The organism is Nonomuraea insulae (genome assembly GCF_042656245.1).
On record NZ_JBHSPA010000089.1, the window covers coordinates 108,477 to 131,271 of the forward strand.

Below are 22,795 nucleotides of genomic sequence, written 5' to 3' on the forward strand. Positions count from 1 at the left end.
GGGCGAGACTCCCGATACTGAGTGGGTGACCGCAATGGCGACGATCGAACCGATCAGGCACGCGCCGGCCGATGAGCTCAGCGAGCCGTTCAGCGTCGATGACCTGCTCGAGATCCCGGACGACGGGTTCCGTTATGAGCTCTTCCACGGGAGCGTAGTAGTGAGCCCTGCCCCCACCCCCCTGCACCAGGACGTGATCTTCGCCCTGCAGATGATCCTCCATGTGGCGAAGCCCGCACACCTGAAGGTGTTCTCGACGGTCAACGTGCGCGCGAGCGACAACGACTTCTACATCCCCGACCTCGTGGTCGTGCCGAGAGTCGCGGCGAGGTCCGTGAAGCTCATGTTCAGGCCCAGCGACGTGCTGCTGGCCGTAGAGGTCGTCAGCCCGAGCACCAAAGCCACCGACAGAAGGTTGAAGAGCGAGGCTTATGCGGTGGCCGGCATCCCCGGCTACTGGCGCATCGAGCCTGACCAGGGCCCGACGCTCTACGTCTACGAGCTCGACGGTGACGCCTACGGAGAACCCACCGCCTACAAGGCCGGGACTACAGCCACCCTGTCGGCGCCCTACCCCGTCAGTTTCGATCCCGCCGAGCTGATCGACGTCGACTAGGTGATCCCGTAGTCGTCGGCCGCGCCTCGCCTCGACACGCGTCCGGCGTCCAGGTCCGCGGCGACCGCCGCCCGGTCCCGCTCCGCGGGCGGACCCAGCCCGCCGCCGCCCGTCGTCTCCACGATGAACGCCTCCCCGGCCGCGAACCGCGCGTTGTTCACCTTCGACGCCAGCCTCTCCACCGTCCCGTCCAGCCGCCGCCGGTAGAACCCGCCCAGCCGCCCGGGCAGCCCGCCCTCCCGTCCGGGAGGCGCCAGGCGCAGCCGGTCGCCGCGGGTGGTGACGTGGCAGTCCGCCAGGAACCGGTACACCGTCCGCGACCCCAGCCCGCCCCGCTGCCTGCCCGGCCCGCCCGAGTCGGGGATCGTCTCGATGGACTCCACGATCAGCGGGCAGCGGCTCTCCACCGGCTCCACCTGCGGCACCGAGTTCCGGCCGATCCCGAAGTGCACGCCCGTCGCGTCCGGCCCGTCCAGGCCGCGGCGCGCGCCGACGCCGCCGAAGTCGTACGACAGGTGGATCCAGTACGGCGCCCCCACCGCCGCGATCGAGAACGGCTGCAGGATCCCGCTGGCCGCGATGGCCCGCTCGGGCACCGCGTCCGACAGGGCCTGGAAGACGGCCTCCATGGCGGCGTAGATGGGGACGTACCGGCCGCCACAGGGATAGGGGGAGCGGGCGTCGAGCAGGGAGCCCTCGGGCAGGTGCACCTCGATGGCCCGCAGGCAGCCGTCGTTCATGGGGATCGTGGGGTCGAGGAAGCAGCGCAGCGCGAAGACGGCCGCGGCCAGCGACTGGGAGGCCGAGGCGTTGACGGCCGCCGGGACCTGCGGGTCGGTGCCCGCGAAGTCCAGCACCGCCGTCCGCGCGTCGAGTTCTACTCTCACGCGGATGTGGTGGGGCCTGCCGGGGTTGATGCCGTCGTCGTCGATCGGGTACGCCGCCTCGAACCGGCCCCTCGGCAACTCCGCCAGCGCCGCGCGGGTCCTTTCCTCGGTGTAGTCCAGGTAGTCGTCGATGCCCTGGGCCAGGCCGCGCACGCCGTACTCGCCGATCAGCCCCTCCAGCCGGGTGCCCGCCACCGACGTGCCCGCCACCAGGGCCCGCACGTCGCCCATGACCTTGTCCGGGGTACGGCTGTTGGCCTTCAGTATCGCCTCGACGGCCGGATCGAGGCCGTCGGCGGTGGCCAGGCGTACCGGGGGAAGCTGGAGGCCCTCCAGGAAGATGTCGGTGGCCAGCGGGGCCATGCCGCCCGCGGAGAGCCCGCCCAGGTCGGAGACGTGGATCATGGTGGCGGTGAAGTAGGCCGGGGTTCCCGCCACGAAGACGGGGCGGTAGACGAGCAGGTCGTTGGTGTGGACGCCGCCCCGGTAGGCGTCGTTGAGCGCGTACACCTCGCCAGGGCGCATGGTGTCAGGGGGAAAGTCCTTGAGCAGCTCGGGGAGGGCGACCTTGAGCGCCATGCTGTTCATCAGCGTGGTGGCCGTGGAGTGGGCGATCAGCCGGCCCCTGACGTCCAGCACGGCCGCCGAGGCGTCGGAGCCCTCGACGATGAACGTCGAGTACGCCGACCGCACCACCACGATGCTCGCCTCCTCCGCCGCCACGACCAGCGCGTTCCTGAGCACTTCCGCGGTCAGGGGGTCGGTCATGCGCCGCTCCTGGTGAGGTGTACGGCGCTCGCGTCGGTGAGGGTCGCCGTCCAGCCGGGAGGGACGACGATCGTGGACTCGGCGTCCTCGACGATCGCCGGGCCAGGGAGGCTTCCACCGGTCGCGTCCAGGCTGTCCCGGGTATGGACCGGCACCTCGGTGTAGCCACCGAACTCGGGAAAGTACGCCCGCCGCGTCGCGCCGCCTCTCGCCGTACCGGCGCTGGAAGGACGCTGCGTGGGCTGGTGCGGCGCGGGGTCCGCGGGGGTGGTCAGGCGGATGCGGTAGCTCACCAGCTCGATCTCGCTCCGCTGCGCGATCCCGTACACCTCCGCGTACCGCTGGAAGAAGCGCGACTCCAGCCCCGCCCGATCGGGTGTCCAGTCCACGGTCAGCTCGTGGGACTGCCCCTTGAAGCGCACGTCCACCGACCGCAGCACCCGCACCTCCGGCGACGACGGTGAGATCCCGAGGTCGGCGGCGGCCTCGGAGATCAGGGAGGTGAAGAGGGAGGAGGGGTCGGGGGCGTCCAGGCGGGACAGGACACGATCCGTGGACAGGGCCCCCGACAGCAGGCCGGCGGCGGAGGCGACGCCGCAGTAGGCGGGCACCACCACCGTGGCGATGCCGAACCGTTCCGCCACGCGCGCCGCGTGCATGGGTCCTGCGCCGCCGAAGGCGACGAGGGCGAAGCCGCGGGGGTCGATGCCGCGCTGAACCGTGACCACGTGGACGGCCGCCGCCATCGAGGCGCTCACGATCTCGTGCACGGCGTGGGCGGCCGCCTCCCGCGACACCCCCAGCGGCCCCGCCAGCCGGTCCAGCGCCTTGTCCGCGAGCGGGGGCGAGAGCGGGATCGAGGCCGAGGAGAGGTAGCCGAGCACGAGGTTCGCGTCCGTGACGGTCGGTTCCGAGCCGCCCAGGCCGTAACAGGCGGGCCCGGGGGAGGAGCCGGCCGAGCGCGGGCCGACCCGCAGCGCGCCGGCCGGGTCGAGCCAGGCCACGCTGCCCCCGCCCGCCCCCACCTCCGCCAGGTCGATGGCGGGCGTCTTGATGGGCACGCCGGTGCCCGCCCTGCGCCCGCCGAAGCTGCCCTTGCCCCCGACGTGGAACTCGTGCGTGATCTCCGGCCGCCCCCCGCGCACGACGCAGGTCTTGGCGGTGGTCCCGCCCATGTCGAACGAGATCGCGTCCGCGAACCCGGCCCCGGCCGCCGCCAGCACTCCGGCGGCCGGGCCCGACTCGATGGTGGCGACCGCGCGCCTGGCGGCCAGGTCGGCGGAGATCACGCCGCCGCTGGACTCCATGACGTGGATGGGCGCGGAGATCCCGAGGCCGGCGAGCCGCTCCCGGAGTCGCGAAAGGTAGGAAGCCATCAAAGGGCCGATATAGGCGGAGATGATGGTGGTCGTGGCGCGTTCGTACTCGCGGATCTCCGGCCAGATCTCCGAGGACGCCACGACGTTCGGGATCGACTCGCGCAGGATCGCCGCCGCCTGCCGCTCATGGGAGGGGTCGGCGTAGGAGTGCAGGAAGCACACGGCCACCGACTCGATGCCGCGGGCGGCGATCTCGGCGGCGGCGCGGCGTACGGAATCGGGGTCCAGCGGCGTCAGCACGGCGCCGTGGGCCGAGATCCGCTCCACCACTTCGAAACAGTCACCCGGGGAGACAGGGGGAGGGGGCGGGGTGAAGCGGAGGTCGTAGCGGTCCTCCTCGACGCGGGCGTAGCGGCCCAGGGGCAGGACGGCGCGAAAGCCCTGTGTCGTGACAAAGGCGACACGTACTCCCGTACGTTCGAGCACCGCGTTGGTGGCCAGCGTGGTCGCGTGCACCACCCGCGTGACCTGCGACGGGTCCCGGTCGCCGAGCGCCCGCGTAACGCCGGTGGCGATGCCCGCGATGGGGTCATAGTGGGTGCTCAAGCATTTGGCCACGGAGATCGCGCCGGACGTGCCTCGAACGACCACGTCGGTGAAGGTCCCGCCGACATCGACGCCGATCGTATAACCCATCCAGGTACGTTATGTCCCTAACAAGCGCTTGTCTACGTAGTGGTCTATTGACTTACGGCACGTGATTGGGACCCTGGTTCTAGACCTGCGTTTGGAGCGGAGAGATGGCGCGCCTCATAGCTCTTGCCGGTGGTGTCGCGGTGACGTTGGCGCTCATCGCGATGCCGGTCTCGGCCCACAACCATCCGAGCGGCATCACCGACCTGGTGACTCCGGCCGTGGTGCGGCTCGAGGCCAAGTCCGTAGTGAAGATCACCCTGCTCGACCACATCGGCGAGCTCGAACATGTGGAGCGCTCCTACGAGATCCCGTTCGGCAAGGGCGCGGGGACCGTCGTCAGCCCCGACGGCACGCTCGTCACGCTCAGGCGGCTCGCGGTCAACCCCGACGACGTCGCCATCTACGCGGCCAACAAGATCTTCGCCGAGCACCACGACGTGAAAATCCCGGCCGACTACAAGAAGCACAAGCTCTCCGACGACGTGCTCAACCACCACCTGCAGGAGTGCTACCCGCCCAAGACCAGCACCGCCACCTGCATCACCGACATCACCACCGAGATCACGGCCTTCCCCAACGTGTCACCGCCCAGCCCCGACGGGTTCAAGGTCAAGTGCATCAAGGCCGGCCCCGACCCCGACAGTCCCGCCGTGCTGGTGCCCTTGACGCCCGCCGCGGGCGGCGTCGGCATGCCGACCGCGCCGCTCGCCGACAAGGTGCCCGAGCAGGAGGGCTCGCCCACCAACGTGGCGGGCTTCCTCGACCGGCCGGGCCCGAACGTCAAGGAGACGGTCGAGATCGCCCACCTGGCCAAGGGCGGCGTCGCGGGATCGAGCGGCAGGCCGTTCTCCGACCCGGAGAAGAAGGTGGACGAGCCGGTCAAGCTGGGCGCCCTCGCCGACAAGGGCCTGATCGGCGCGCCGGTGATCGGCGACAAGGACGGCCACGTCATCGGCCTGCTGGTGGGAGGCGGCAAGGACGGCAAGATGATCGGGATCAGGGAGATCACCGGCACGCTGGCCGCCGCGAAGGTGGTGCCGCGCAGGGGCGCGATCGACACGGCGTTCGAGGCGGCGCTGACCCGCTATCACACCAAGTACTACACCGAGGCCGCGCCGGGCTTCCAGCGCGTGCTGGAGCTCTACCCGGGCAACGTGGTGGCCGCGACGCTGCTGAAGACCTCGCTGGCCAAGCGGGGCGGCCCGGAGGACCAGGGGACGAAGCAGGTGGCGAGCGAGACGACGGAGTCGACGCCGCTGTGGCCGTTCATCCTGGCGGCGGTGATACTTTTCGTGGCCGCCGCGGCCGGAGCGTATTTCCTGTGGCGCCGCCGCACTCCTGAAATACCGACAGAACCGCCACCGCCGCTGTCGGCCGGTCCACCGCTCGACGACGGCGCCAACCAGACCGTGCTCGTACGACGGTCCCAGTCGTTCCAAGTGGTCCCGCAACAGCAGCAGGTGATGACCGCGCCGGATCCGGCGATCAAATACTGCACCTCGTGCGGCATGAGGCTCGGACCGGCGCATCGTTTCTGCGGTTACTGCGGACATCCCATCGAGACGTGATGCCATTGAACGAAAGATCGCTGATCGGCCAGGAGGTGGCCGGGTACTACATCGAGGACATCGTCGGCAAGGGCGGCATGGCCGTCGTCTACCTGGCACTCGACCCGAGGTTGAGCCGCCGGGTGGCGCTGAAGATCCTCAACCCGGTGCTCAGCGTCGACGACAGGTTCAGGCAGCGCTTCATCCTGGAGTCCAGGACGGTCGCCAGTATCGAGCACCCCAACATCATCCCGATCTACGAGGCGAACGCCGACATGGACGGCGTCCTGTACATCGCCATGCGCTACGTGGACGGCCTCGACCTGCGCCGGCTCATCTACGACCGCGGGCCGCTGCCGATCGGTCAGGCGAACCAGATCGTCGCCCAGGTCGCCGCCGCGCTCGACGCCGCCCACGCGCACGACCTGATCCACCGCGACGTCAAACCGGCCAACATCCTGCTGGCCGGCGACCACGTCTACCTGACCGACTTCGGCATCACCAAGCACCGCTCGTCGATCTCGGGGCTCACGCAGACCGACCAGTTCATCGGCACGCCCCGCTACATGTCGCCCGAGCAGATCAACAAGGAGCACATCGACGGCCGCTGCGACCAGTACGCGCTGGCCTGCGTCGTCTACGAGGCGCTGTCGGCGCGGCTGCCGTTCCAGCGCGAGAACGACATCGCCCTGCTCTGGGCCCACCTGGCCGAGCAGCCCACCCCGCTGTCGCAGCTCAGGCCGGAGTTGCCGGCCGAGATCGACGTCGTGATGATGCGGGCGCTGGCCAAGTCGCCCGAGCAGCGCTACGCCACCTGCACCGAGTTCGTGACCGCGCTGCGCGATGCGATCAGCGGACCCCAGTACGACCCCTACGGCCCGGGCTCGGGGCCGCACCTCGTGCCCCGGCCCAGCCCGAGCCCCCTTTCCGGCCCGCACCGCGTACCTCAGCCCATGCCCCAGTCCGGGCCCGGCTCGGGGCCTCACTCCAGTCCTCTCTCCGGGCCTCAATCCGGGCCTCATTCCGTGCCGCAGCAGCTCACGCCCTCCTTCGCCCAGTCTCCGCCGGGGGCGGCCAGGGGGAACGCGCAGCCCACGCAGCCGTCCGCGGGCAAGCGGCGGCCCGGCAGGATCCCGATCGTGGCCGTCACGCTGGTGGCCGCCGTCGCGGCGCTCGCGCTGGTCGCGTTCATCGTCTTCAACCACCGTGGCGACACGTGGGACCGTTACAAGACCAGCGCCGCCGCGCCGCTCACGTTCGAGTACCCGGGAGACTGGACCGTCCGCACCCACCAGGACCTCTTCGCGATCGCCTCGCCGCGCGCCCCCGAGTTCGAGCAGCTCTTCGTGTCCGGGCCGGGCGCCGACTGGACGAAGGTCGCCGAGATCGTCGAGAACGAGCCCGACAGCGCCGCCGGCGTGTACGTCCAGGTCTCCGACACCCTCGACGCCAGCGGCACCGCGGACCTGATGAAGGCCAAGATGGACGCCCTGCTGCCCGGCCAGGTGGACCTCGCCAAACCCGTGCAGGACCAGGCGGGCAACAGCCCGGCCACCCGCTTCGACGGTAACCTGCACGACCCCGCCAGCGGCACCAGGCTCGGTTTCGTGAGCTACGTGATCGACCGCCAGCCCAAGACCATGCTCGTCATGTACTTCTGCGCCAAGACCACCACCTGCGACGACGCCACCCAGGCCCGGATCAGGCAGAGCGTGCGGCTGTCATGACTTGGAACTCACTTGCGACCGGCTTGGCACGGGTGTTCAAGGCGGGCACCCGGCCTCTACCCTCCGGCATGTGGGCATTCGCATAGTCATCGCCGACGATCAGGCGATGGTCAGGGCCGGGCTGCGCATGGTCGTCGAGAGCGATCCCGGCATGGAGGTCGTCGGGGAGGCCGCCGACGGGCGTGAGGCGGTCGCCGTGGCCCGGCGCACGCGGCCGGACATCGTCCTGATGGACATCTCGATGCCCAGGCTCGACGGGCTGGCGGCGGCCAAGGAGCTGCTCGACGCCCCGTCGCCGCCCAAGGTCATCACGCTGACCACGTTCGACACCGACGAGAACCTCTACGCCGCGCTGCGCGCCGGCACCAGCGGGTTCCTGCTGAAGGTGTCGCCGCCCGAGCAGCTCCTGGAGGCGATCAGGGTGGTGCACGCCGGCGACGCGCTGCTCGACCCGGGCGTGACCAGCCGGGTGATCGCCACGTTCGCCGGCCAGGCCGAGCCGAGGCCGTCGCCCGCGCTGGCCGAGCTGACGCCGCGCGAGCTGGAGGTGCTGCGGCTGCTGGCGCGCGGCCGCACCAACACGGAGATCGCCGGGGAGCTGTACGTGGGCGAGGCCACGGTCAAGACACACGTGGCGCGGGTGCTGATGAAGTTGTCGCTGCGGGATCGGGCGCAGGCCGTGGTGTTCGCGTACGAGACCGGAGTCGTGCGACCGGGCGCCGCCTGAGGGATTGGCGGGACACCCCGTACTTATGTGTATATTTTTCGTCAGAAGGCGGTAGAAACAGGAGATATTTCATGGCATCGTTCCCCAGGGTGTTGTTCGACGAGGCGCACAGCGAGTCGTGGACCGTGCGGCGCGAGGTGGCCGAGGCCATCAACCCCGCCCATCCCGACGACAACAGCTACGCCCGCGCGGCCGGGCTGCTGCGGCACCTGGGGCACACGGTCACCGCCCGCACGACGGGGACGCTGGACCCCGGGGCGCTGGCGGAGCAGGACGTCCTGGTGATCGCGCACCCGTCGGGGGAGCGGTGGGAGCGGACGACCGGGCGCGGCAGCCCCGTCTTCGCCGCCGGCGAGCTGGACGCGATCGAGTCCTTCGTGGCCGGTGGCGGCGGCCTGGTGGTGCTGGCCGAGGAGGAGCAGGACAAGTACGGCAACAACCTGAACGAGCTGCTCGCCCGCTTCGGGGTGCGGGTCGTCCACGGCACCGTGCGTGACCCCAGGAACGCGCACCGGGACGTGGCCACCTGGGTGCTGGGGGAACGTTCCACGGATGCCGGGCTGCTCGCCGGGGTGCGGACGGCCTGCTTCTACCGATCGGGCACCCTGATCGCGCAGGACGCGAGCGTGTTGTTCGCGACCTCGGCGCAGGCCGACCCGGCGGGGGCGGCGCTGGCCGTCGCTGCGCGGCACGGGCGGGGGCGCGTCGTGGTGTTCGCCGACTCCGACCTGTTCGGCGACGACTCCATCGACGACCATGACCACCGCCGGCTCTGGGAGAACGTGATCACCTGGGCCGCCAGGATCCCCGGCGGCGAGGAGGGCGGCAGGGCCCTCGACGAGGGCAAGGCCGCTCTGTTCGCGCGGATCAAGGAGGGCGTGGAGGCGTTGCGGCCGCTCCAGATCAAGGACGGCTCGGTGCCGGCGGACGAGGGGCGGGGCAAGGAGCTGGTGGCGGAGATCGCCACGCGGCTGGGCGAAATTTCGCGATATTTCCCGCATGACGCCGCCTACCTCCAGGCCGTCCAGGACGACCTCGCCGCCTGGGCGGCGCAGGACCTCGGCGTGCCCGACTTCCTCGGCTCGCTCGACCTCTTCCACCCCGACACCCAGCGCCAGGACGGGCTGGAGCACGTCGTGGTGTTCCCCATGTACACGCAGAACGGCAACCCGAACCGCAACCTCGAAGCCGTCTGGATCCGGACGATCTGGCCGGACTGGCTGGCGGAGCTGGAGGCGGGGGGCTACGACAACCCGATGTTCGTGCCGATCGCGTTCGAGGACTTCACCTCGGGCTACGACACGCACTCCGCCGTGCTGTTCCCCGAGACGGTCGCCGTGCGGCGCGCGCCCGAGCGGTTCACCTGGGGCGGGATCTTCGCCGACCGCGAGGCCGCCAGATTCAGGCGGGTCGCCGGCGCCGCCGCCGAGACGCTCAGGCTGGACCTGCCGCCGGACGCCGAGCGGCTGCTGGCCTCGCAGGAGCTCGCGCAGGACACGTTCGTGTTGTGGGACCTGGTGCACGACCGTACGCACAGCCACGGCGACCTGCCGTTCGACCCGTTCATGATCAAGCAGCGGATGCCGTACTGGCTGTACTCGCTGGAGGAGCTGCGCTGCGACCTGACCGCCTTCGGCGAGGCGGTGAAGCTGGCCGGGCGCGGGGTGCCGCACGCGCGGTACGTGCAGGTGGCGATCCTGTTCGACCGGCTGTTCAGGTTCCCGATCACGGGGGAACGGGTGCGGAACTACGACGGGCTCGGCGGGCAACTGCTGTTCGCGTACCTGCATCGCAACGACGTCGTGCGGTGGACCGACAACCGGCTCACGATCGACTGGGAGCGGGTCGCCGACGGGGTGGCCGACCTGCGCGGGGAGGTCGAGAAGCTCTATCGCGACAGCATCGACCGGTCCAAGCTGGCGCACTGGCTGGCCGCGCATGAGCTGATGAGCTCCTACGTGGCGCCGCATCCGGCCTCGGTCTGGGCCAAGGGCGTCCAGGCGCTGCCGGAGGAGCAGAAGGCCAAGGTGGACGCGGTGCTGCCGGATGAGTTCCCGCTGAGCATGTTCTACGAGGCACTGCGCCGTAAGCTGACCGATGTGGTCGAATCGACTAAGGGACTCCGAGCATGATCATTTTGGTTACCGGGGCGGGAGGGCCCACAGGTGAGGCGGTTTCTGGATATTTCCGGAAACATGGTCACACGGTGATCGACGTCGGCAGGCAAGACGTGGACCTGCTCGACCGCGCCGCCGTACAGGACCTGGCCGGCCGCGTCGAACGCGAGCACGGCCGCGTGGACGGCGTGGTGCACCTGGTCGGCGGCTGGCGCGGGTCCGGCTCGTTCGCCGAGACCAGTCTCGACGACTGGGACCTGCTGCACGACCTGCTGATCCGCACCCTCCAGCACGTCTCGCTGGCCTTCGAGCCGCTGCTGCGCCGCAGCGAGGACGGCCGCTTCGTGATCGTCTCCGCCAAGGCGGCCCAGGCCCCCAGCGCCGGGGGCGCCGCCTACGCGGCGGCCAAGGCGGCGGCGGAGGCGTGGACACTCTCCCTGGCCGACGCCCTGAAGGGCACCGGCGGCGCGGCGACCATCCTCGTCGTCAAAGCCCTGGTCAACGACGCCATGCGGGAGGCCAGCCCCGAGGCGAGGTTCTCCGGCTTCACCGACGTCAACGAACTGGCGGCGGTCATCGGCGGTCTCTTCGACCGCCCGGCCGCCGAAATCAACGGCACGCGATTGGATCTCACTTCTTGACTCCCCGGCACGACCCCCGGCTCAAGGCCTTCGCCAGCGACAACTACGCCGGGGTACACCCCGAAATCCTCGCGGCCATCGCCGCGGCCAACGGCGGCCACCAGATCGCCTACGGCGACGACGTCTACACCGAGGCCATGCGGGAGGTCTTCCAACGGCACTTCGGCGAGCGGGCGCAGGCGTGGCCGGTGTTCAACGGCACCGCCGCCAACGTCGTCTCGCTGCGTTCCATGACCGCCCAGTGGGAGGCGGTCATCTGCGCGGAGAGCGCGCACATCAACACCGACGAGGGCGGCGCGCCCGAGGTGGCGGGCGGCATCAAGCTGCTGACCGTCCCGACTCCCGACGGCAAGCTCACGCCCGAGCTGATCGACAGGCAGGCGTGGGGCTTCGGCGACGTGCACCGCGCCCAGCCGAAGGTGGTCTCGATCTCCAACACCACCGAACTGGGCACCCTCTACACGCCCGGCGAGATCACCGCGATCTGCGCGCACGCCCACGAACTGGGCCTGCGCGTCCACCTCGACGGCTCCCGCCTGACCAACGCCGCCGCCGCGCTGGACGTGCCGCTGCGGGCCCTGACCACCGACGCGGGCGTGGACGTGCTCTCCTTCGGCGGCACGAAGATCGGCCTGCTGTACGGCGAGGCGGTCGTGGTGCTCGACCCGGCGGCGGCCACGGGGATCGAGTACCTGCGTAAGACGTTCATGCAGCTCTCGTCCAAGATGCGGTTCGTGTCGGCGCAGTTCGAGGCGCTGCTGTCGGGCGACCTGTGGCTGCGCAACGCCCGGCGGGCCAACGCCATGGGGCGGCGGCTGGCCGAGGCGGTGCGCGGGATCCCCGGGGTGGAGGTGTCCAGGCAGGTCGAGGCCAACGCCGTGTTCGCCGTGCTGCCGCCGGACGTCGCCGAGCGGCTGCGCAAGCGGTTCAGGTTCTACACCTGGAACGAGGCCAGCGGCGAGGTGCGGTGGATGTGCGCGTTCGACACGACGGAGGAGGACGTGGACGCCTTCGCCGCCGCCCTGGCCGAGGAGATGGCGGCGGGCCGCTGACCCGTCAGTGACCCTTCTGGGAATCCTTGAGGGCGAGGCGGGCGGCCTGCCAGCCGCCCATCCCGTGCGCCCCCGGACCCGGCGGCGTCGAGGACGAGCAGAGGAACACCCCCGGCAGCGGCGTGCGCCAGGGGGCGGGCGACCACACAGGGCGGCGGACGAACTGCCCCAGACTGGTCAGGCCGCCCCCGATGTCCCCGCCCACCAGGTTGGGGTTGAACGCCTCCAGGTCGGACGGGCCCATCGCGTGGCGGGCCAGCACGCGGTCGCGGAAACCGGGCGCGTAGCGCTCGATCTGGGTCTCGATGGCGTCGGTCATGTCCACGGCCGAGCCGTTGGGCACGTGGCAGTAGGCCCACAACGTGTGCCCGCCGCGCGTCGGATCGGCCGCGTACGGCTGGACGAGCAGCACGTACGGGCGGGGCGAGTGCCGCCCCGCGGCCATCTCCGCCTCGCTGAGCGCGATCTCCTCCAGCGTGCCGCCCAGGTGCACCGTGCCCGCCTCCGCCACGGCCGGATCCCGCCACGGCACCGGCCCGTCCAGGGCCCAGTCCAGCTTGAACACCCCGGGCCCGTAGCGGAAGCGTTCGAGCCGCCGCCGATACCGGGGCGGCAGGTCGTCGCTCATCGCCAGCAACTGCCGCGGCGTCACGTCGAGCACCACGACGGGCGCCTCCAGCTCCGCCAGCCGGCGCACGCGGTGCCCGGCCACGGCCTCGCCGCCCAGTGACCTGAGCTCGGCCACCAGCGCGTCGGCCAGCACCTGCGACCCGCCCCGCACCAGCGGCCAGCCCACCAGATGGGCCATCGCGGCCAGCGACAACCCGTAGCCGGCCGTGATGAGGGAGCGAAGGTCGAGCATCGAGTGGGCGGCCATGCCCGCGATCAGCGCCCGCCCCTCCACGGTCCTGAACGCCCGCCTGGCGAACGTCGTGGCGGGCAGCACCCCCGGCGGCCCGAACACGGCCGCCCCCGCGAACGCCCGCGGCGTGGCCGGCCACGGCCCCAGCGGCTTGAACAGCAGCTCCACCAGCGGGAGCCCGGCCTTGACCATGGCGCCCACGATCGCCAGCCAGGTGCCGCGGTCACGCCCCAGCCCTTCGGCGGTACGCCGCAGGTCACGGTGCACCAGCACGGCGGGCCGGCCGTCGAGCGGATGCGCGGCGGCCACGGGGGGATGGGCGAACTCGACCCCCTTGAGGTCCAGCTCGCGGAACGCGGGGGAGGCCAGGACCGTCGCCATCGCGGTCGCGCCCAGGTCGTGGATCCGGCCGGGCAGGGTCACCTCGCCGGACCTCAGCCCGCCCCCGAACGTCGGCGCCGCCTCCAGCAGCAGCACCTTGCGTCCCGCGCGGGCCAGCGAGACGGCGGCGACCAGCCCGTTGGGCCCCGACCCCACGACGACCGCGTCGGCGCTCATCGCCCTATGACGTCTTCAGGATCGACGGGAGGGGCTGCGCGCCCCGCTGCTGGAGCAACTCCGTCATGAGCTTGATCTCCCCGGTCTGACCGTCGACGATCTTCTGCGCCATGCTGACCACCTCGCTGCGGGTGGACAGCTTGAGCAGCCCTTCCGCCATCTGCACGCCGCCCTCGTGGTGGCGGATCATGAGCTGCAGGAACAGCACCTCGGCCGGCTTGCCCCGGGCCTCCTTGAGCTTGGTCAGCTCCTGCGGCGTGGCCATGCCGGGCATGGCGCCGGAAGCGGTGCCCGAAGAGCCGGCCGCGGCCGCGGCCGCGCCGTGCCCGTGGCCGGTCATCCAGGCCATCGGCCGCTGGTCGGTCGCCTGGCTCAGGTCCCACTGCTGCAACCAGCCCAGGAACATGCCGCGCTGGTTGGACTGGGTGTTGATGATGTCGAAGGCCAGGTTCCTGACCTGATCCTCCGGGCCTTTGTCCCTGATCGTGAACGCCATGTCCACGGCCTGCGCGTGATGCGTGGCCATGTCACGGGCGAACCCGGCCTCCGGAGAGGTGTCTCCGGGCGTGCCGTCACGGCCGAACAACAACAACGCCGCCACGGCGAGCACCAGCACGCCGCAGATGATCAGAATCGGTTTCCTCACGGGCTTTTCCATGGCCGCTCCAGCGTACCCACCTGCGCCCGCGCTTGTGATCGGACCCTTATCAGGCCCTTATTCTCCACATACGGCCCTAGGGCATAGGGTGACCCGGAGTTGGTACGCCGATGGAGGAACGATGACGAAGGAGAAGGCGCAGGCGAGGCGCGAGCATCTGAACAAGATGCGGGCCGAGCAGAAGCGCAAACAACGCCGCGCCGCACTGCTGATGTGGGGCACGGGAGGCCTCATCATCGTGGTGCTCGTCGGCGTGGTCGGCTTCTACCTGGTCAACCAGGCGCGGGAGACCTCGCTCGACGCCGTGACCAGCGTGAAGTACGAGGCGGGCCAGCACGTGGCCACCGCGGTCACCTACAAGGAGACGCCCCCCGTCGGCGGCTCGCACAACAACTACTGGCAACAGTGTGCGATCTACGACAAGCCGATCCACAACGAGCACGCCGTGCACTCGCTGGAGCACGGCGCCGTCTGGATCACCTACCGGCCCGACCTGGCCAAGGCGCAGGTGGACAAGCTCAAAGAGGTCGCGAGTTCGACCGGCCAGCAGGACTACATGCTGATGAGCCCGTTCCCCAGCCTGCCCTCGCCGATCGTGGTCTCCTCCTGGGGGCACCAGCTCAAGCTGACCGACCCGGCGGACCCGAAGCTCGGCGCGTTCATCAAGAAGTACCAGAACGGCGCTGACACGCCGGAGCCCGGCGCCGTCTGCGGCGGCGAGCAGGCGATCACCACCACGGCCGACCAGGCTCCGCTGCCGCCCGCCCCCACAGGTGAGGCGCCGACGGAGACCCTCGCGCCGACGCCCAGCCAGTCCCAGAAGTAACGGGAACGGATCAGGGCCCGGCCCCCGCCGGGCCCTGATCCATGTTCAGGCGTCGCCGATGAGCAGGCCGTGCCGGGCGCGGGCGTACTCCTCGAAGGAGATGCGCCCGTCCCCGTCGGCGTCGGCCCTGGCGAAGGCCGAGGTGAGGTCGGTGCCCGAGCGGCTCCAGAGGGCGCCGAACTCCGCGGCGCTGATCCAGCCGTCGCCATCGCGGTCGGCCACGGTGAAGGTGGCCCTGGAGATCGGCGACAGCACCGCTTCGAGCGCGCCGGTGCGTGCCAGCGTCTCGAACGAGCGGACGTACTCCGCCTTGCTGATCCGCCCGTCGCGGTCGGTGTCCAGGGCGGAGGCGTGGGTGTCCCAGGCCCTCAGGAAGGCGTCGATCACGGCCTCGCCCTCGGGGCTTTCCACGTGCACGCCGCCGCGCTCAAGCCGCCGCTGGGCCAGGGCCATGTAGTCATACCTGGTCAGGTAGCCGTCGCCGTCGGCGTCGAGGTCGTTGAAGTTGCGCTCCGCGCTGTCGCGGAAGCTCGGCTGGGACATCACCGCTCCGATCGTTACGGTACGTAGTTGATCGCTACTTACCGTAACTCTTCGTGCGCGGAATGAACAGCGGAGCCACGAAAAGGCGAGGCTCAGCCGAGCACGTCCGTCAGGGCCGTCCACTCCAGGCCGTGCGCCTGGGCCACCGGGCGGCTGGTAAGGCGGCCCTCGTGGGTGTTCAGCCCCAGCGCCAGCGCCCGGTCCTCGCGCATCGCGCGCTGCCAGCCCAGGTCGGCGATGGCCATCGCGTACGGGAGCGTCACGTTCGTCAGCGCGTACGTCGAGGTGTGCGGCACGGCGCCGGGCATGTTGGCCACGCAGTAGAAGATCGACTCATGCACCCGGTAGGTGGGCTCCTCGTGCGTGGTCGGGCGCGAGTCCTCGAAGCAGCCGCCCTGGTCGATCGAGATGTCCACCAGCACCGAGCCCGGCTTCATGCGGCTGACCAGGTCGTTGCTCACCAACTCCGGAGCCTTGGCGCCGGGCACCAGGACCGCGCCGATGACCAGGTCCGCCTCCAGGACCGCGCGCTCGATCTCCAGCGTGTTGGAGGCGACCGTCTGGCAGTGGCCCCGGTAGATCGAGTCGGCCTGGCGCAGCTTGTCGATGTTCCTGTCGAGCAGCAGCACCTCGGCCTGCATGCCCAGGGCGATGGCGGCGGCGTTCATGCCGGACACCCCGGCCCCGATCACCACGACGTGCGCCGCGCGCACGCCAGGCACGCCGCCCATGAGCACGCCCCTGCCGCCGCCCGAACGCATCAGGTGGTAGGCGCCCACCTGCGGCGCCAGCCGCCCCGCCACCTCCGACATGGGGGCGAGCAGGGGCAGCGCGCCGCCCGGCGTCTGGACGGTCTCGTAGGCGACCGCGGTGCAGCCCGATTCGAGCAGTGCCCGCGTACAGGCGCCGGAGGCGGCCAGATGCAGGTACGTGAACAGCACCTGTCCCTTGCGCAGCCGGTGGTACTCCTCCGCCACCGGCTCCTTGACCTTCATGACCAGGTCCGCCACACCCCAGACCTCGTCGGCCGCCGGCACCAGCACGGCGCCCGCGGCGGTGAAGTAGGCGTCGGGGATCGCGGAGCCCTCGCCCGCGTCCCGCTCGACGAAGACCTGATGGCCGTGGCGCACCAGCTCGTGGACCCCCGCGGGGGTCAGCGCCACTCGATATTCGCTGTTCTTGACCTCTCGGGGCACTCCGACCTTCATGGGTCAACTCTTCCCGGCGAGCGTGCGTTTCCGCCTCCATTCTTCCTCCTACCTCACGGATGGGTGAGGATTGTCCGGCTGATTACCCCGGTATGGCTTCTCCTCGATAGGCTCACCGGCAGCCCGGAACATCAGGATGGGATCGTCATCGATGGACAAGCCGGAAGAGCCGCCACCCGCGGACCCGGGGGAGCCGAAGGCCAGCAGACTCACCACCATCGTGTTGATCGTCTCGCTGGTGCTCGTCGTGCTCGTCGCAGGCGTGCTCGGCACGGTCGCCGTCCTCATGACCAGAAGCCCCGACACGCCGCTGTTAGGGGCCACGCCCCCGCGCTATCTCGACGTGCCGATCCACTTCGCGCCGGTCAGGGACACCAAGACCGCGCCCTGCCCCGGCGACCCGGCCGTGCTCGACGCGGAGCAGAAGACCTGCTACCTGCTGGAGGACGGCGTCACGGTCCCCGCCGTGCAGCAGATCGAGCCGCTGCGTGAGCGCGACGGGCAATACTCCGTGCGGATCGCGATCGCGCCGAAGTTCAAGGACCGGCTCGTCGAGCTGGTCGACGAGATGGTGGCCGACCAGCGGCAGATCGCGGTCGTGCTGGCGCCCGTGCAGCCCGACCAGCCCAAGACCGTCGTGGCCGCGCCCATCGTCACCCAGCACATGGACGGCGACAGCATGAGCATCGCCGGCTTCACCAAGGAGGAGGCCGACGCGCTGGTGGCCCGCCTGCTGGGCAGCTCGGCGAGCGGAGCCCCGACGGGTCCTGCCACGACGGTCCCCACCACGACGGGCGCTGCCACGCCTCCGGCGGGCCAGCCGACCCCGCCCGTGACCGACCAGCAGACCGGCACCACCGGCACCACCGGGGGGACGTCACCCACCGCGGGCGCAGGCGGGCGACCCCTCGACAAGCGCTACGCGAGCTGCAAGGAGGCCGTGGCGGCCGGCGACGGGCCCTACTCCAAGGGCACCCACGAGGAGTACAACTGGTACACCGACGTGGACGGCAACGGGGTGGCCTGCAACAGCGGCGACATCCGCTAACCGAACAGCTCCTCCAGCCAGTCGATGGCGAAGTAGGCCAGGAAGACCAGCGAGACGATCCAGAGCAGCCATGGGATCTCGGAGAATCTCCCTCTGACCGCCTTGATCAGCGTGTAGACGATCACACCGGCGCCCACGCCGTTCGTGATCGAGTACGTGAACGGCATCAGCGCGATCGTCAGGAACGCCGGCACGGCCAGGTCCAGGTCGTTCCAGGGCACGTTCTTGCTCTGCGTCATCATCAGCGCCCCGACCAGCACCAGCGCGGGCGCGGCCGCCGCCGCGGGCACCACCGCGGCCAGCGGCGTGAACAGCAGGGACAGGGCCATCAGCGCCCCGGTCACCACGCTCGCCAGCCCGGTACGCGCACCCTCCCCGACGCCGGCCGCCGACTCCACGAACACGGTGTTGGCCGAGGAGCTGACCGACCCGCCCACCATGCCGGCCACACCGTCCACGGTCAGGATCCGCCCCAGCCTGGGCACCTGCCCCTGCCGGTCCACCAGCCCGGCCTCGTCGCTGACGCCGATGATCGTGCCCATGGCGTCGAAGAACCCCGACAACACCAGCGTGAACAGCACCACGGTCGCCGTCAGCGCCCCCGCCGTGCCGAACCCGCCGAACAGGTCGAACCGGCCGACCAGCCCGAAGTCCGGCGCGGAGACCAGCGATTGCGGCACGTGCGGCGTGACGACGCCCCAGGTCCCCGGCTCGACGGTGGCCAGCGAGTTCACCAGGATGGCCACGGCGGCGGTCACGGCGATGCTGATGAGGATGGCGGCGGGGACCCTGCGCACGTACAGGAGGATCATCAGGAGCAGGCCGAAGCAGAACACCGCGACCGGCCAGCCCGTGAGGTGCCCGGTCGCGCCGAGTTGCACGGGCGTGCCCGAGCCCGCCGCGACGAACCCCGCGTCCACCAGGCCGATCAGCGCGATGAACAGCCCGATGCCCACGCTGATGGCGTGTTTGAGCGCCAGCGGGATGGCGTTCATGATCAGGGCGCGCAGGCCGGTCACGGCGAGCACGATGATCACGAAACCTTCGAGCACCACCAGGCCCATGGCCTGGGCCCACGTCATGTGCGGGGCGGCCTGGTAGGCGACCACCGCGTTCAGGCCGAGCCCGGCGGCCAGCCCGAAGGGGGCGTTGCCGACGAAGGCCATGAGCAGCGTGGAGATCGCGGCGGCCAGCGCGGTGGAGGTGGTCAGCTCGCCGATCGAGAGCCGGGCGCCCGTGACGTCCTTGGCGCCGGCCAGGATGATCGGGTTGAGCAGGATGATGTAGGCCATGGCCATGAACGTGGTCAGCCCGCCACGCACCTCGCGGCCGACGGTGCTGCCGCGCCCGGTCAGCTCGAAGAATCGGTCGAGCACCGGCACTCCCCCCTCGTGATCAGGGGGAATGCCGGAATGCCTACCCGGCTGGGGAGGTGATCAAGCCTTCTCGTGGCGGCCGTGGCCCACCAGGGCGACGAACTCCTCCAGCTTGATCGTGCCGTCGCCGTCGCTGTCGGCGGTCTTGATGAAGCTCTCGACCTCGCTCTCCGACGCGCCCTGCCCACCCAGCGCGTCGTTGGCCTGCCTGATCTCGCCGGCCGTCAGCAGGCCGTCGCCGTCGGTGTCGAAGCGCCTGAACTCCGCCTCGGCCGCCTCACGCGCGGTTGCCATCGGATGCCCCCTTTGTCGAGCCGTTGTCGAACAAGGCGATATCTTCCGGCCTAATCGGAACGCGAGTCAACCGAAGTCCCGTAGCCGCTCTGACGGCGGCGGCGATGGCGGGGGTGGAGGAGAGCGTGGGAGGCTCGCCGGCGCCGCGCAATCCGTACGGAGCCGACGGGTCCGGATTTTCCAGGATTTTCATCGTCATGGGCGGCATATCGAGGATTGTGGGGATGAGGTAGTCCGTGAACGACGGGTTCAGCACCAGGCCGTCGCGGACCTGGATCTCCTCCATCAGCGCCAGCCCCAGCCCCTGGGCGGAGCCGCCGTGGATCTGCCCCTCCAGCGCCTGCGGGTTCATGATCCGCCCGACGTCCTGCACCGCCGCCAGCTCGACCACCTTCACCAGGCCCAGCTCCACGTCCACGTCCACGACGGCCCGGTGCACGCACAACGCGAGCTGCGTGTGCGAGTTGCCCTGCCCGGTGAACGGATCGAGCGGGTACGTGGGCCGGTGCCGGTATTCGCGCGTCTCCTCGATCGGCCCGAACCGCGCCAGGGCCTCCGCGGCCGGCAGCCCCTCGAACCGCTCGCGCACGGCCTCGCAGGCCGCCCTCACCGCGCCGCCCGTGACGTACGACTGGCGCGAGGCCGACGAGGAGCCCGCCGAGCCGACCGAGGTGTCCGCGGCGGCCACGGTGACGCCGGCCACGCCCAGCTCGGTGCGCGCGATCTGGGCCTGCAACGTCACCAGGCCCTGGCCCACCTCGGCCGCCGCCGTGCGCACCGTGACGTGCGGCTCGCCGCCGATCAGCTCGGCTCGCACGTGGGCCGTGGAGTAGTCGTCGAAGCCCTCGGAGAAGCAGATGTTCTTGATCCCCACGCCGTACCCGACGCCGCGGCGCACGGACTCGCCGTGCGTGGTCTGCGAGACGCCGCCGGGCAGCCCCCGCAGGTCCCGCGTCCTTTCCCGGGGCAGCGGCATCGCCTCCAGCTCGCGGAGCATCTCGGCGAGCGGGGCCGGGGAGTCGATCACCTGCCCGGTGATCAGCAGAGAGCCCTGGGAGACGGCGTTGCGCACGCGGATCTCCACCGGCGACAGACCGCACGCCTCGGCCAGGCGGTCCATCTGCGACTCGTAGGCGTAACACGCCTGCACCGCGCCGAAGCCGCGCATCGCGCCGCACGGCGGGTTGTTGGTGTAGACGCCGGTGGCGTCCACCCGCACGTTCGCCACCTCGTACGGCCCCGCGCCCAGCGACGCGGCGTTGCCCACCACGGCGGGGGAGGAGGAGCAGTACGCGCCCCCGTCCAGCAGGATGTCGGCCTTGACGTAGACGAGCCTGCCGTCCCGGGTGGCGCCGTGCTCGTAACGCAGCCGCGCCGGGTGCCGGTGCACGTGGCCGAAGAACGACTCCTCACGGCCATAGACGATCTTGACCGGGCGGTTCAGGCGCAGGGCCAGCATGCAGGCGTGGACCTGCATCGACAGGTCCTCGCGGGCGCCGAACGCGCCGCCCACGCCCGACAACGTCAGGCGTACCTTGTCCTTCGGCAGGTCCAGGCAGGGCGCGAGCTGGTCGCGGTCCACGTGCAGCCACTGGGTGGCGATGTACAGGTCCACGCCGCCGTCCTCGGCGGGCACCGCCAGTCCCGACTCCGGGCCGAGGAAGGCCTGGTCCTGCATGCCCACCTCGTACTCGCCGGTGACGACGACCTCGGCCTCGAACGTGTCGCCGCGGCGCACCGGCTGATGGCGGACGAAGTGCTGGGACCGGCGGGGGTCGGTGATGGCCTGGCGGGGCTCGTACTCGACCACGATGGCCGCGACCGCCCTGCGGGCCGTCTCGGGATGGTCGGCGGCCACCAGCGCCACCGGCTCACCCTGGTAGCGGACCTGGTCGATGGCCAGCACCGGCTGGTCCTTGTGCTCCAGGCCGTAGAACTTCTCGCCAGGCACGTCCTCGTGCGTCAGCACGGTCAGCACGCCAGGAATCCGCAGCGCGGGGCCCACGTCGATCGAGCGCACCCACGCCGACGGGTGCGGGCTGCGCAGCGTCGCCCCCCACACCATGCCCTCCAGCCACAGGTCGGAGGAGTAGGCGAACTCGCCGGTCACCTTCAGCGTGGCGTCGGGCCGCCGCGCGCTGTCCCCGACGCCCTGCCCTGGCGTGGCGTCGACCCGGATCGTGTCAGCCGTCTCCGTCATCCTCCGAGTAGAGCACCGGCGGCCCGGCCGTCCTATGCGCCCGACGTGAAATCCCGGTCATCGCTTGTCATATCGGGCTTGTATATTCCTCCAAGTGCGCATCTCTGACCTGCTGGCCATCGACGAGCTGGGCCTGACCCTGCTCGCCGGCGACCCGACCCGCGAGTTCGGCACCGTCCACATCACCGATCTGCCCGAGCCCGGCCGCTACCTGGGTGGCGGCGAGCTGGTGCTGACCGGCCTCATGTGGTGGCACGCGCCGGGCGACTCCGCCCGGTTCGTCGCCGCGCTGGCCGAGTCCGGGGTCGCCGCGCTCGGCGCCGGGCAGGCGTGGCTCGGCCACGTGCCCGCCGACCTGGTGGCCGCGTGCGAGGTCGCCGGCCTGCCGCTGGTCGAGGTGCCGGTCGAGGTCTCGTTCCGCACAATGGCCGAGCTGGTCGTGCCCCGCCTGGCCGGCGACGTGCGCGACGCGCTCGGCCGCCACCGCAGGCTGGTCGCCGCCATCGCCGAGGGCGCCGACCTGCGCGAGTTGTTCGCGCTGACCGCCGCCGAGCTGGGCGTCACCGGCGCCGTCCTGTCCCCGTCAGGCGAGGTGATCGTGGGACAGGCCGACGATCCGGTACGGCTGGCGAAGGCGTACCTGACGGCGCCCCGGCTGCCCGCCAGGGTGGGCGAGTACACGATCTTCGCCGTCGGGCGTGGCCACCGCGCCGCCGGGTGGGCGCTGGCGTGCGACGGCGACCTGCTCGACCGGGCCGACCTCGGCTACGAGCTGGCCGCCTGCGTGGGCCTCGAACGCAGCCGCATGGAGGAGGGCCGCAGGGTCGAGCGCCGCCTGGCCGAGCAGCTCGTCGTGGCCGCGCTGGCCGGGGCCGACGTGGCCGAGCTCAACGCCAGGCTGCGGACGTGCGGGATCGACGCGGCGGAGCCGTACGCGGTCGTCAACGTCACCGCCCTCAGGCCGGGCGCCACCCGCGGGCCCGACCCCGCCACCCTCGGCGGCCAGATCGTCGAGGAGCTGCTCGGCCGCGAGGTCGTGGCGGCGGCCGGCGCCGACGGCGCGGTCGCCGTGGTGCCGCTGCGCGAGCGCACGACCGCCGGGCTGGCCGACCGGCTGCGCACCGG

19 protein-coding genes are annotated in these 22,795 nt (G+C 71.0%); 10 read left to right on the forward strand and 9 right to left on the reverse strand.

What is annotated here, in order from left to right; genetic code table 11:
- Nucleotides 1–34 precede the first annotated feature (34 nt).
- Nucleotides 35–616: a Uma2 family endonuclease gene (locus tag ACFPZ3_RS56120; RefSeq protein WP_379522660.1), complete on the forward strand. Its 582-nt coding sequence runs from the start codon at nt 35–37 to the stop codon at nt 614–616.
- Here the strand turns inward: ACFPZ3_RS56120 and ACFPZ3_RS56125 are convergent.
- Nucleotides 613–2,271 (reverse strand): hydantoinase B/oxoprolinase family protein, encoded by a 1,659-nt coding sequence (locus ACFPZ3_RS56125; RefSeq protein WP_379522661.1) that lies wholly within the window; start codon nt 2,269–2,271, stop codon nt 613–615. The two genes, ACFPZ3_RS56120 and ACFPZ3_RS56125, sit on opposite strands and share 4 nt — an antisense overlap.
- On the reverse strand, nt 2,268–4,286 hold the full coding sequence (locus tag ACFPZ3_RS56130; protein ID WP_379522662.1) for a hydantoinase/oxoprolinase family protein: 2,019 nt from the start codon (nt 4,284–4,286) through the stop codon (nt 2,268–2,270). The genes ACFPZ3_RS56125 and ACFPZ3_RS56130 overlap by 4 nt, the downstream gene beginning before the upstream one ends.
- Nucleotides 4,287–4,390: 104 nt before the next feature.
- Between ACFPZ3_RS56130 and ACFPZ3_RS56135 the strand changes: the two genes are divergently transcribed.
- The 6 genes from ACFPZ3_RS56135 to ACFPZ3_RS56160 all read left to right on the forward strand — a co-directional run bounded on the left by ACFPZ3_RS56135 (nt 4,391) and on the right by ACFPZ3_RS56160 (nt 12,097).
- Nucleotides 4,391–5,854 (forward strand): zinc ribbon domain-containing protein, encoded by a 1,464-nt coding sequence (locus ACFPZ3_RS56135; protein WP_379522663.1) that lies wholly within the window; start codon nt 4,391–4,393, stop codon nt 5,852–5,854.
- The gene (locus ACFPZ3_RS56140; protein ID WP_379522664.1) at nt 5,854–7,560 is read left to right on the forward strand and encodes a serine/threonine protein kinase; all 1,707 of its coding nucleotides are present in this window, start codon (nt 5,854–5,856) and stop codon (nt 7,558–7,560) included. The genes ACFPZ3_RS56135 and ACFPZ3_RS56140 overlap by 1 nt, the downstream gene beginning before the upstream one ends.
- 70 nt (nt 7,561–7,630) lie before the next feature.
- On the forward strand, nt 7,631–8,287 hold the full coding sequence (locus ACFPZ3_RS56145) for a response regulator (RefSeq protein ID WP_379522665.1): 657 nt from the start codon (nt 7,631–7,633) through the stop codon (nt 8,285–8,287).
- A 71-nt stretch (nt 8,288–8,358) separates the two neighbouring features.
- On the forward strand, nt 8,359–10,419 hold the full coding sequence (locus ACFPZ3_RS56150; RefSeq protein ID WP_379522666.1) for a DUF6421 family protein: 2,061 nt from the start codon (nt 8,359–8,361) through the stop codon (nt 10,417–10,419).
- Entirely contained in the window at nt 10,416–11,045 is a 630-nt protein-coding gene (locus tag ACFPZ3_RS56155) for an SDR family NAD(P)-dependent oxidoreductase (RefSeq protein ID WP_379522667.1), read from the forward strand. Before ACFPZ3_RS56150 ends, ACFPZ3_RS56155 begins: the two co-directional genes overlap by 4 nt.
- On the forward strand, nt 11,042–12,097 hold the full coding sequence (locus ACFPZ3_RS56160) for a threonine aldolase family protein (RefSeq protein WP_379522668.1): 1,056 nt from the start codon (nt 11,042–11,044) through the stop codon (nt 12,095–12,097). Before ACFPZ3_RS56155 ends, ACFPZ3_RS56160 begins: the two co-directional genes overlap by 4 nt.
- A gap of 4 nt (nt 12,098–12,101) precedes the next feature.
- On the opposite strand, the gene ACFPZ3_RS56165 is transcribed toward ACFPZ3_RS56160, so the two are convergent.
- Together ACFPZ3_RS56165 and ACFPZ3_RS56170 are read right to left on the reverse strand one after the other, a co-directional pair.
- Complete coding sequence (locus tag ACFPZ3_RS56165) at nt 12,102–13,517, reverse strand: phytoene desaturase family protein (protein ID WP_379522669.1); 1,416 nt, start codon at nt 13,515–13,517, stop codon at nt 12,102–12,104.
- Nucleotides 13,518–13,521: 4 nt separating this feature from the next.
- Complete coding sequence (locus ACFPZ3_RS56170; protein WP_379522670.1) at nt 13,522–14,163, reverse strand: DUF305 domain-containing protein; 642 nt, start codon at nt 14,161–14,163, stop codon at nt 13,522–13,524.
- Nucleotides 14,164–14,296: 133 nt separating this feature from the next.
- Between ACFPZ3_RS56170 and ACFPZ3_RS56175 the strand changes: the two genes are divergently transcribed.
- Nucleotides 14,297–15,001 carry a DUF3105 domain-containing protein gene (locus ACFPZ3_RS56175; protein ID WP_379522671.1) on the forward strand — a complete coding sequence of 235 codons (705 nt, stop codon included), beginning with the start codon at nt 14,297–14,299 and terminating at the stop codon, nt 14,999–15,001.
- A 45-nt stretch (nt 15,002–15,046) separates the two neighbouring features.
- Here ACFPZ3_RS56175 and ACFPZ3_RS56180 read toward each other — a convergent pair whose 3' ends face one another.
- Nucleotides 15,047–15,544: an EF-hand domain-containing protein gene (locus tag ACFPZ3_RS56180; RefSeq protein ID WP_379522672.1), complete on the reverse strand. Its 498-nt coding sequence runs from the start codon at nt 15,542–15,544 to the stop codon at nt 15,047–15,049.
- A gap of 92 nt (nt 15,545–15,636) precedes the next feature.
- Complete coding sequence (gene ald, locus ACFPZ3_RS56185; protein ID WP_379522673.1) at nt 15,637–16,752, reverse strand: alanine dehydrogenase; 1,116 nt, start codon at nt 16,750–16,752, stop codon at nt 15,637–15,639.
- 151 nt (nt 16,753–16,903) lie between these two features.
- On the opposite strand from ald, the gene ACFPZ3_RS56190 reads away from it, so the two are divergent.
- Nucleotides 16,904–17,800, forward strand: a complete 897-nt coding sequence (locus ACFPZ3_RS56190; protein WP_379522674.1) for an excalibur calcium-binding domain-containing protein — start codon at nt 16,904–16,906, stop codon at nt 17,798–17,800.
- Here the strand turns inward: ACFPZ3_RS56190 and ACFPZ3_RS56195 are convergent.
- From ACFPZ3_RS56195 to ACFPZ3_RS56205, 3 genes are read right to left on the reverse strand one after another with little or no spacing between them, the layout of a single operon-like run.
- On the reverse strand, nt 17,797–19,176 hold the full coding sequence (locus ACFPZ3_RS56195; protein WP_379522675.1) for an NCS2 family permease: 1,380 nt from the start codon (nt 19,174–19,176) through the stop codon (nt 17,797–17,799). The two genes, ACFPZ3_RS56190 and ACFPZ3_RS56195, sit on opposite strands and share 4 nt — an antisense overlap.
- Nucleotides 19,177–19,236: 60 nt before the next feature.
- Nucleotides 19,237–19,470, reverse strand: coding sequence for an EF-hand domain-containing protein (locus tag ACFPZ3_RS56200; RefSeq protein WP_379522676.1), 234 nt, complete (start codon nt 19,468–19,470; stop codon nt 19,237–19,239).
- Nucleotides 19,454–21,670 (reverse strand): molybdopterin cofactor-binding domain-containing protein, encoded by a 2,217-nt coding sequence (locus ACFPZ3_RS56205; RefSeq protein ID WP_379522677.1) that lies wholly within the window; start codon nt 21,668–21,670, stop codon nt 19,454–19,456. The genes ACFPZ3_RS56200 and ACFPZ3_RS56205 overlap by 17 nt, the downstream gene beginning before the upstream one ends.
- A 94-nt stretch (nt 21,671–21,764) precedes the next feature.
- Here ACFPZ3_RS56205 and ACFPZ3_RS56210 point away from each other — a divergent pair.
- Nucleotides 21,765–22,795 (forward strand): PucR family transcriptional regulator ligand-binding domain-containing protein (locus ACFPZ3_RS56210; RefSeq protein ID WP_379522678.1); only part of this gene is annotated, 1,031 nt, incomplete at its 3' end.